At 71.0% G+C, this 7,968-nt stretch carries 5 protein-coding genes; 4 read left to right on the top strand and 1 reads right to left on the bottom strand.

What is annotated here, in order from left to right; translation table 11 throughout:
• Positions 1-160: 160 nt before the first annotated feature.
• On the top strand, positions 161-2,122 hold the full coding sequence (locus ACLVWQ_RS29620; RefSeq protein WP_414112275.1) for a Xaa-Pro dipeptidyl-peptidase: 1,962 nt from the start codon (positions 161-163) through the stop codon (positions 2,120-2,122).
• A gap of 141 nt (positions 2,123-2,263) precedes the next feature.
• Positions 2,264-3,973, top strand: a complete 1,710-nt coding sequence (locus ACLVWQ_RS29625; RefSeq protein WP_414112276.1) for a BCCT family transporter — start codon at positions 2,264-2,266, stop codon at positions 3,971-3,973.
• Between the two features lie 108 nt (positions 3,974-4,081).
• On the opposite strand, the gene ACLVWQ_RS29630 is transcribed toward ACLVWQ_RS29625, so the two are convergent.
• A complete protein-coding gene (locus ACLVWQ_RS29630) occupies positions 4,082-5,056 on the bottom strand; it encodes an FAD-dependent oxidoreductase (RefSeq protein ID WP_414112277.1) in 975 nt (324 codons plus the stop codon).
• A 66-nt stretch (positions 5,057-5,122) separates the two neighbouring features.
• Here ACLVWQ_RS29630 and ACLVWQ_RS29635 point away from each other — a divergent pair, with 66 nt between their 5' ends.
• Together ACLVWQ_RS29635 and ACLVWQ_RS29640 are read left to right on the top strand one after the other, a co-directional pair.
• The gene (locus ACLVWQ_RS29635; protein WP_414112278.1) at positions 5,123-6,142 is read left to right on the top strand and encodes an oxidoreductase; all 1,020 of its coding nucleotides are present in this window, start codon (positions 5,123-5,125) and stop codon (positions 6,140-6,142) included.
• Between the two features lie 131 nt (positions 6,143-6,273).
• Positions 6,274-7,914: an ABC-F family ATP-binding cassette domain-containing protein gene (locus tag ACLVWQ_RS29640; protein WP_414112279.1), complete on the top strand. Its 1,641-nt coding sequence runs from the start codon at positions 6,274-6,276 to the stop codon at positions 7,912-7,914.
• Positions 7,915-7,968 lie beyond the last annotated feature (54 nt).

Consider the following 7,968-nt stretch of genomic DNA (forward strand, 5'->3'; position numbering starts at 1 on the left):
GGAGCCTATTCATCCGCTGTGGCCCCACCCCTGTCCATGGCCGCTCCTGTCACACGATCGCCATTCGGCCGACACGCGTGGGCCCGCATCCCCCGCGGCCCCGCCCACGCACCCCGACGGCCCCCTTTTGCACAGGAGTTGACCGGGGTACCTTCCGCGCATGCGGACACCTGCGCGCTACATGCGCCTCATCACCTGGAGATCGCTCGCCACGGCGGCCACCGCCGCCCTGCTGGCCACGCTCCTCACCCCGGCCGTGGCCCAGAGCGCTCCGCGGGAGAGCACCCCCGTCTACTCGTACGAGAACGCCGTCCGTGAGTCCGTCTGGGTGGACACCGGGCTGGACGGCGACAGCGACGGGAAGAGCGACCGCGTCGCCGTCGACATCGTGCGCCCGCGGGAGCCCGCCCAGCAGGGCCGCAAGGTACCCGTGATCATGGACGCCAGCCCGTACTACTCCTGCTGCGGCCGGGGCAACGAGAGCCAGCTGAAGACGTACGACGCGGACGGCCACGTCGTCCAGATGCCGCTGCACTACGACAACTACTTCGTGCCGCGCGGCTACGCCTTCGTGGGCGTCGACCTCGCCGGCACCAACCGCTCCGACGGCTGCGTGGACGTCGGCGGACGCTCCGACGTGCAGTCCGCGAAGGCCGTCGTCGACTGGCTCAACGGCCGGGGCAAGGGCTACACCTCCCGTACGGGGAAGACCAAGGCTCAGGCCGGCTGGACCAACGGCAGAACCGGCATGATCGGCAAGAGCTACGACGGCACCATCGCCAACGGAGTCGCCGCCACCGGGGTCGAGGGCCTGGAGACGATCGTCCCCATCGCCGCCATCTCCTCCTGGTACGACTACTACTTCGCCAAGGGCGCCCCCCTCTACGACTCCGGCCCCGAATGGCTGTCGAACTACGTCGAGAGCCCCGACGCCCGCGCCAGGTGCGCCGCCGTCCAGCGGAAACTCGTCGACGGGGCCCCGCGCACCGGCGCCTGGACCCAGCTGTGGACCGAACGCGACTACGTGAAGGACGTCAGCAAGGTCGACGCCAGCGTCTTCGCCATCCACGGCATGCAGGACCTCAACGTCCGCCCGAAGCACTTCGGCCAGTGGTGGGACGGCCTCGCGAAGAACGGCGTCGACCGAAAGATCTGGCTCTCCCAGACCGGCCACGTCGACCCCTTCGACTTCCGCCGCGCCGAGTGGGCAGACACGCTGCACCGCTGGTTCGACCACGAACTCCTCGGCTACGACAACGGCATCGACGACGAGCCCATGGCCGACATCGAGCGCGCCCCCGACCAGTGGGTCACCTCGGACGTCTGGCCGCCGCGGAGCACCGACACCGTGCCGCTGCGTCCGGGCAAGGGCGAGCAGGCGGGCGTCGGCACCCTCTCCCTGGGCGCCGGATCGGGCACCGAGACCTTCACCGACGACCCGGGCCAGGACGAGTCCGACTGGGCCGCCGAGATCGACCGGTCCACGTCCGCCAAGGCCGGGTTCATCACCAAGCCGCTCACCCGCGACGTACGTCTTTCCGGTTCCTCGAAGGTGACCGTGAGCGCCACGCCGACCACGTCGAGCGCCCATCTGTCCGCGGTCCTCGTCGACCTCGGCCCCGCCACGATCCGGGACTACGCCGCCTCGGGCGAGGGCATCTCGACCCTCACCGAGCGCACCTGCTGGGGCCCGAGCACCACGGGTGACAGCTCCTGCTTCAAGGAGACCCGGGCCAGGACCACCGACGTCGACCACACGGTGTTCAGCCGCGGCTGGGCCGACCTCGGCAACCACTCCTCCGACCAGGGCGCCCCGCTCACCCCCGGCACGGCGTACTCCATCACCCTCGACCTGCACGCGAGCGACCACGTCGTCCCCGCGGGCCATCGGCTCGCACTGATCGTCGCCGGAACCGACCAGGGCCTCATCGACCCCCCGTCGAGCACCCCGACGCTCACGCTCGACCTGTCCCGTACGTCGGCGGGTGTGCCGATCGTCGGAGGCGCCGCCGCCTTCGCCGAGGCCACCTCGGGATCCTCGTACATCACGCCCGACGCGATCCTCGACGGAGTCGGCGAGCCCCGCACCACACACCGGATCCCGGGGGGCGCCGGCCGATGACACCCCGTCAGGCAGCGGCCCTCCCGGTCGTGGAGCCCGACACCCGCTGTTGAGGCGGTTGAGATCGGCGGTACCTGTGGTAGGTCGTAGGGCACACCAGCAGTTATGTGTGTCCGACGTTTTCCAGGGAAGGTGCCGCCGATGACCGACGACTTGAAGGACAGAGGAAGCGGGGGCGATCCGTCCGGCGCCCTCGGCGGCTCGACCCGCCCCCAGACCGACCGGGTGGTGTTCGGCGTCACCGCCGCGCTCACCGTGGCCTTCGTGATCTGGGGGTCGGTGGCCACCGACTCCCTGAGCAGAGCCTCCACGAAGATGCTCAACGGCCTGATCCACAACGGCGGCTGGGCGTTCATGCTCGCCGCCTCGTGTTTCGTGGTCTTCGCGCTGTGGCTGGCCGTCAGCCGTTACGGAAGGATCCACCTCGGTGCCGAGGGCGAGGAGCCCGAGTTCCGCACCGTTTCCTGGGTGGCGATGATGTTCAGCGCCGGCATGGGCATCGGGCTGATGTTCTACGGCGTGAGTGAGCCCCTCTCGCACTATTCGACGCCCCCGCCGGGCACCGCTCCCGTTGACTCCGCGGAGCGCATGGAGACGGCGATGGCCACCACCCTCTTCCACTGGACACTGCACCCCTGGGCGATCTACGCGGTGGTCGGCCTCGCCATCGCCTACAGCACCTACCGCAAGCGCCGGCGCCAGACCATCAGCGCGGTCTTCACCCCGCTCATCGGCGAGAAGCACGCGAACGGCGCGGCGGGCCGGGCGATCGACATCCTGGCCATCATCGCCACCATCTTCGGATCGGCGGCCTCACTGGGCCTCGGCGCCCTCCAGATCGGCTCCGGCTTCACGGAGCTGGACTGGATGGACAGCGTCAGCGACACCCTGCTCGTCGTGATCATCGCCGTGCTGACCGTGGCGTTCGTCGCCTCGGCCGTCTCCGGCGTCGAGAAGGGCATCCAGTGGCTGTCCAACATCAACATGGTGCTGGCCCTGGTGCTCGCGCTGTTCGTGTTCATCGCCGGCCCCACGATCATCGTCCTCGACCTGCTGCCCACCTCGTTCTTCTCCTACCTCGGTGACCTGCCCCAGCTCGCCGGCCGGACCGAGGCCAGCGGCGGCAAGGGCGTCGCGGAGTGGCTCAGCAGCTGGACCGTCTTCTACTGGGCGTGGTGGATCTCCTGGACGCCCTTCGTCGGCATGTTCATCGCCCGCATCAGCCGCGGCCGCACCATCCGGCAGTTCATCGGCGGCGTCATCCTCGTGCCCAGCACCGTCAGCCTCGTCTGGTTCGCGGTCTTCGGCGGTACGGCGATGAAGCTGAAGGAGGGCGGCGCGCTCAGCGGCGAGTCGACCCCCGAGGGACAGCTGTTCGGTGTCCTCCAGGAGTTCCCCATCGCGACCGCGACCAGCCTGCTCGTGATGATCCTCGTCGGCATCTTCTTCGTCTCGGGCGCCGACGCCGCGTCCATCGTGATGGGCACGCTCTCCCAGAAGGGCGCCCTCGAACCCGGCCGGTTCGTGGTGATCTTCTGGGGTGTGGTGACCGGAGCGGTCGCCGCCATCATGCTGCTCGTCGGCACGGAGGGTGACGCGCTCACCGGTCTGCAGAACCTCACGATCCTCGCCGCGGCGCCCTTCGTCCTCGTGATGATCGGCATGTGCGTCTCCCTCATGCGCGACCTGCGCCGGGACCCGGTCATCGTCCGCAACGAGATGGGCTCCGAAGCGGTCGAACTCGCCGTGATCGAGGGCCACAAGAAGTACGACGGCGACTTCGAGATCAGGGTCGGCCCGGGCGCCGGCACCGAAACGGAAGGCGACCCCTTGGGCCACGACCACAACTGACCCCACAACCGGGGCAGGGCCCACCGTCCCTGCCCCGCCCGCCTTTTGAGGGTCGCGGGGAACTGCGCACCCAGCCACAACGCACCCGCACCCGACCCCCGCACCCACTCACCCGCCCACAAGCCCCAGAACAACCCCCGCACACCCCCAGGCCACAGTGACCCCACCCCCACCGTGCCCATAGTTGTGCACCAACACCCCACTTCCACTCCCACCCCCACCCCGACCACCCTCCCGCTCAAGCCGCACAGCGAACCGCGCGGGCCGCAACCCCACCCGATGCCCCACCACCCGCGCCCCCGCGACCTCCGGCCACAACACCGCACACCGCGCGACGATCCCCGCCGCCACCTCGGGATCCGGCGTCAGCGACCACCCGCCGTCCTCCGCCGTCCCGCCCAGCACCAACCGGTCCGGCTGCGGAAACACATACGTCGTCGCCCCGGACACCGCGTCCGTCCACACGAGCCACGTCCGTATCCCCGGGTTCTCCACGATCACGAGCTGCCCCCGCACGGGCCGGACCGCCGGATCCGACACCAGCTCACGCGCCCCCAGCCCCGTGCAGTTGACGACCACCTCAGCCGCGGCCCGCGCCTCCGCGAGATCCGTCACGGTACGTGTCTCGACCGTCCCGCCCGCCGCCAGGAACCGCTCGCGCAGCCACCCCAGATACACCGGCATGTCGATCAGCGGCAGCCGCGCCCACAGCCCCGTGCCGGCGTACTCCTCGGCCGTGGACGCCCGCAGCCCCGGCAGCCGGGCGGCGGCCCACGCCCCCTGCTCGTCCAGCCGCGTCTCGCCCATTACGCCCTCGACCATGCGTACGCCCGTCTCCTCGGGCCGCGCCGCCAACTCCTCGTACACGGTGAGTGACCGCAGGGCCCACTCACGGGCGAGCTCCTCCGGCCGCACGGCGTACGGCCACCACAGCGCGCCCGCAACCGCCGAGGTGGTCAGCCCGGCGGGCTCCCGCGTCCAGATCCGTACCCGTCTGCCGCTCTCGGCCAGGGTGAGGGCAGTCGTGAGCCCGATGACACCACTGCCGACCACGATCACGTCACCGCTTCGCTCTTCCGCCACGCGGGGACGTTAGCGGAATATGTCATGCCGTGCTCAGAGTCCGTCCAGTGCGGGAATACTCACAGCATGTCTGCCGAGTACGCGACCTTCGGCCTGGCACCGGCGATGAGAGCCGGTGGAGTACTTGCCAACGGTGACTACCAAGCGCACCGGGACTTCGTGGACTTCATCGTCGACGGACGCCCGCTGCTGTACCAGCTCTCCGACCTCGACGCGGTGTCCCCCCTGGCCTCCGACGTACCACCCGCGATCTTCACCGCCCAGGTGCGCAGCCTGCTGCTGGAAGCGGACCCTCCGCTGCCGGGCGGCCGGTACGTCATATACGGCTGCCCGGAGTGCGAGGACCTCGCCTGCGGCGCCGTGACCGCCGTGATCGACCGGCACGGCGACGACTTCGTGTGGCGCGACTTCGCCTGGCAGACCGACGAACACCCGGACCTGGAACGGAACGGGTACCACGGCATCGGCCCGTTCCTCTTCCACGGTGACGCATACCGGGCCGCCCTGGGCTCCCTGCTCATCGGCACCGGGGGCGAACGCCGCCGGGTCCTGCTCATCGGCGCGCGGGCGGCCGTCCTGGCCAAACTCGCCGCCGCCCTGCGCATCATCGGCATCGGCGCCGACATCACCGGGGACGCCACCGCCGTCCCCGCCGACGAACTGCGCACCTACGGCGCCGTCGCCTTCGGCCGTGCCGTCACCGAACAGGAACGTGCCGCCGTGCGACGTTCCTTCGAGGACGCCGGGGTCGACGTCGCGTACGTCGACGGGCTGGCCCCGATCGTCCCGCTCCTGGTCGCGCAGCTGGAGCACGCCCTGGACCGCAGCCCCCGGGAACAGCGCCGGCTGACCCGACTGGTCGCCGCCGACGGCGAGGCGGGCGTCGAGGTCAGCTCCCCCTGCCGGGTCCAGCTGACCGCGTACCGGCTGGACCGCCTCTACCGCACCCATGTGTACGAGGTCTTCGACGGCGTCCTGGAAGCGGGCCGCCACCGGCTCGCGCTGGACGCGAAGGCGACCAGGGGGGAGTCGTTCCTCGTGGCGCGGACCTCCGGGAGCGTGCTCGTGGAGGTGATGGCCCACTGACACCCCGGGCGCGTGAGCGGCGCACAGGGGAGGGGCCGGGCGCGCGCGGACGGGCGGGCGGAGCCCCCGGCGCGGGCGGACGGAAACCCTGGCGCGGACGCGCGGGCCCGGCGATTAGGATCGGCCCCCTGATGACTGCCACCCTCGTCGCCAAGAACCTCGCCGCCGGCCACGGCGACCGCACCCTCTTCGCCGAACTCGACCTCGTCGTCGCGCCCGGCGACGTGATCGGTCTCGTCGGTGCCAACGGCGCGGGCAAGTCCACCCTGCTGCGGATGCTCGCCGGGCTGCTCAAGCCCGACGAGGGCGAGCTGCGGCTCTCCCCGCCCGCCGCGGCCGTCGGCCATCTGCCGCAGGAACCCGAGCGCAGGCCCGGCGAGTCCGTGCGCGAGTTCCTGGCCCGCCGCACCGGCGTGGCCGAGGCCCAGCGGGTGATGGACGAGGCCACGCAGGCACTCGTCGACGGAGCACCGGGCGCGGACGACGCGTACGCGGACAGCCTGGAGCGCTGGCTGGCGCTCGGCGGCGCCGACCTCGACGAACGGGCCGAGGAGGTGGCCGGCTCGCTCGGCCTCTCGGTCGGCCTGGACCAGCCGATGACCTCGCTCTCCGGCGGCCAGGCGGCCCGCGCCGGACTCGCCTCGCTGCTCCTCTCCCGCTACGACATCTTCCTGCTCGACGAGCCGACCAACGACCTCGACCTGGACGGCCTGGAGCGGCTCGAACGCTTCGTCTCGGGCCTGCGCGCGGGCACCGTCGTCGTCAGCCACGACCGCGAGTTCCTCACCCGCACGGTCACCAAAGTCCTCGAACTGGACCTGGCCCAGCAGCAGATCACCCTGTACGGCGGCGGCTACGAGGCCTATCTGGAGGAGCGGGACGTGGCGCGCCGGCACGCCCGCGAAGGCTTCGAGGAGTACGCCGACAAACGGTCCGCGCTGGAGGGCCGCGCCCAGATGCAGCGCTCCTGGATGGACAAGGGCGTCAAGAACGCCCGGCGCAAGGCGAACAACGACAACGACAAGATCGGCCGCAAGTTCCGCAGCGAGGCCAGCGAGAAACAGGCCGCGAAGGCCCGGCAGACCCAGCGCATGATCGAGCGGCTCGACGTGGTCGACGAGCCGCGCAAGGAGTGGGAGCTGCGGATGGAGATCGCGGCGGCCCCGCGGTCGGGCGCCGTGGTCGCCACCCTGCGCGACGCCGAGGTCCGGCGCGGCGACTTCGCCTTCGGCCCGGCCACGCTCCAGATCGACTGGGCGGACCGGGTGGCCGTCACCGGCGTGAACGGCGCGGGCAAGTCCACACTGCTCGGCGCCCTCCTCGGCCGCGTGCCGCTGGACGCGGGCCACGCCTCGCTCGGCTCGGGCGTGATCGTCGGCGAGGTCGACCAGGCCCGCAAGCTGTTCCACGGCACGGAGGCCCTGCTCGACGCGTTCTGCGCGGCCGTCCCCGACACCGAGCCCGCCGAAGTCCGTACGCTGCTGGCCAAGTTCGGCCTCAAGGCGGAGCATGTGCTGCGCCCGGCCGCCGGCCTCTCCCCGGGCGAGCGCACCCGCTCCGCGCTGGCCCTGCTCCAGGGCCGAGGCGTCAACCTCCTGGTCCTCGACGAGCCGACGAACCACCTGGACCTGCCGGCGATCGAACAACTCGAATCGGCCCTGGACTCCTACGAGGGAACCCTGCTCCTGGTGACCCACGACCGCCGCATGCTGAACGCGGTCCGCACCACCCGCCGCCTGGAGGTGGCAGCGGGCAAGGTGACAGAACACTAGGTCGTTTCTGATGGCTCTTGGACGGTGTCTCGGAGCCAGATGACGATCGCGGTG

The organism is Streptomyces sp. CWNU-52B (assembly GCF_047444975.1).
In the GTDB taxonomy this organism is placed as follows: Bacteria; Actinomycetota; Actinomycetes; order Streptomycetales; family Streptomycetaceae; genus Streptomyces.